2 protein-coding genes and 1 pseudogene are annotated in these 2,082 nt (G+C 53.2%); all 3 read left to right on the top strand.

Annotation, left to right across the window (positions count from 1 at the left end):
* Nucleotides 1-448, top strand: a 448-nt coding sequence (locus HU727_RS25825) for an HNH/endonuclease VII fold putative polymorphic toxin (RefSeq protein ID WP_225919900.1), incomplete at its 5' end; no start/stop codon positions are given.
* On the top strand, nucleotides 445-837 hold the full coding sequence (locus HU727_RS25425; protein ID WP_186532520.1) for an Imm50 family immunity protein: 393 nt from the start codon (nucleotides 445-447) through the stop codon (nucleotides 835-837). The genes HU727_RS25825 and HU727_RS25425, both read left to right, overlap by 4 nt.
* A 41-nt stretch (nucleotides 838-878) precedes the next feature.
* Nucleotides 879-2,082, top strand: a pseudogene (locus HU727_RS25985) (type IV secretion protein Rhs); the annotation flags it as partial.

Genomic DNA, 2,082 nt, shown 5'->3' with positions numbered 1-2,082 from the left:
GCTGGGGTTGAGCTCTGGTTGTCCTGGCAAGACAGATGCTCCCGCGCAGAACAAGCAGAATGAGCCCCCGCCACCGGAGCTTTCACGTAGCGGCGCGTTCAGACAGGCCAAAACAGAAGCGGGGATACCCAGATCCCAGCATCCGGATCGCGTCTTTGACCCTACTACAGGAAAAACGCAACAATATAAATATGCAAGAATGACGGATAAAGCTGGAGAGAGCATTCTCAATAGTGAAGGAAAACCGATTCTTACAAGAGAATATCAATTCACGCGTGCTGATGGTTCCAAAGTTATCATTCAGGATCACTCTGCAGGGCATCAATTCCACGAATCAGGGAACAAAGGTGACCAGACGGCTCACTTCAATCTACGACCGATTGAAAACCCAAGAACAGGTAAAGTACCTGGTGCGAAAGACCACTATTACTTCAAGGACAAAAAATGAATTTCTGGAATGATTTAGACGGAAGCTCATTCTTTAATAGAATATTTACATCTCAGATCCCTATCGGAGAGGTGACACTATTCTCCGTAAACATAGACAACAACAGACCCATAGTAATTCTCGAATTTGATATAAAAGAATATCCAGAGGCGCCTCCTATAAAGTGGAAGCAATCTGGGTTTAATACTTGCAGAATCGGCCTCAACTGCAGCAACATTGAAGAACTTTTGATAAAGAACATTCCAACAAAAAAAAATCTAACCGTTTCAATATTAAATGAAGCCGGCAGCTACAGGATTCGCGCCATTAATGATGAATCAGTAATAGAGTTCACAACAAAGCATCCTTTGCTTTGCGGACCTTCTGCGTATCTTAATTCTCTAGAGTAATTTTAAGCACCAAATAATTCCGGCATAGTAATAAGTAGTGTGCAGTCGGAAGATCACCTCGCCAAGACGAGTTCGGTGCGATCACTCAATACCAATGGGATGCGGTCGACCGCCTGACTCAGGTCACCCTGCCCGGCGGCGCTACTCGCGCGTTCACTTACAACGCGTATGGCCGCGTCACCGCGGAACGAGACGAGCTCGGCCGCATCACCCGCTATGAATACGCCGACAACCTGCACCTCGTCAGCCGCCGCATCAATCCCGACGGCAGCCAACTGCGCTACCGCTACGACAACTCGCAACTCAACCTCACCGAGATCGAAAACGAGCGCGGCGAACGCTACCAACTCGATTACTACCCGAACGGTCTGATTCAGCAGGAAACCGGCTTCGACGGCCGCCGCACCGCGTACGAGTACGACCTCAACGGCCAGCTGCTGAAGAAAACCGAATTCGGCGATGACGGCAGCGAACTGGTCACTGAATACCAGCGCGATGCCGCAGGACGTTTGCTTGTAAAAACGCTGCCCGATGGCGAAGCGATTCACTACAGCTACGACGCGCTCGGTCGCTTGGTCAACTTCGATGACGGCCACTGGCCGCTCGCTTACAAATATGACCTGCAAGATCGACTCATCGAAGAACACCAAGGCTGGGGCACGACGCGTTACGCATACGACAGCGTCGGCCAACTCAGCCACTGCCGCCTTCCTGATGGCAGCAAACTCGATTATCACCACCAGCCTGGCGGGCAACTCAGCAGGATCGACCTCAACGGTTCACGCCTCACGTCTCACCAGTTCAGCGCCGGTCGCGAGCAGCAGCGTCAGCAAGGCCTGCTGCTCAGCCAATACCAGTACGATGAACAGGGCCGACTTCAAGCGCATAGCGTCAGCCAGCGGGACAAACACCTATTCCAGCGTCGCTACAACTACGACGCCAACGGCAACCTCGCCGGCATCGACGACAGCCGCAAAGGCAACCGCAGCTATCACTACGATCCGCTTGATCGTTTGATCAGCGTGCGTGGCGCCATGCCCGAAAGCTTCGCTCACGACCCGGCAGGCAACCTCCTCGGACAAAACGATCTGCCCGTCGCGAACCTCGCCAACGTCAAAGGCAACCGCCTGTTGATGCAGGGCGACCGCCACTACGACTACGACGCCTACGGCAACCTGATCCGCGAACGTCGCGGCACCGGCCAGAAGCTCGTCACCGAATACCGCTACGATTGCCAGCACCGCC

The organism is Pseudomonas khorasanensis, assembly GCF_014268505.2.
Classification (GTDB): Bacteria; Pseudomonadota; Gammaproteobacteria; order Pseudomonadales; family Pseudomonadaceae; genus Aquipseudomonas; species Aquipseudomonas khorasanensis.
Note: the sequence above shows the minus strand (reverse complement) of the source record. Positions and strands in the feature narration are given on the sequence as shown.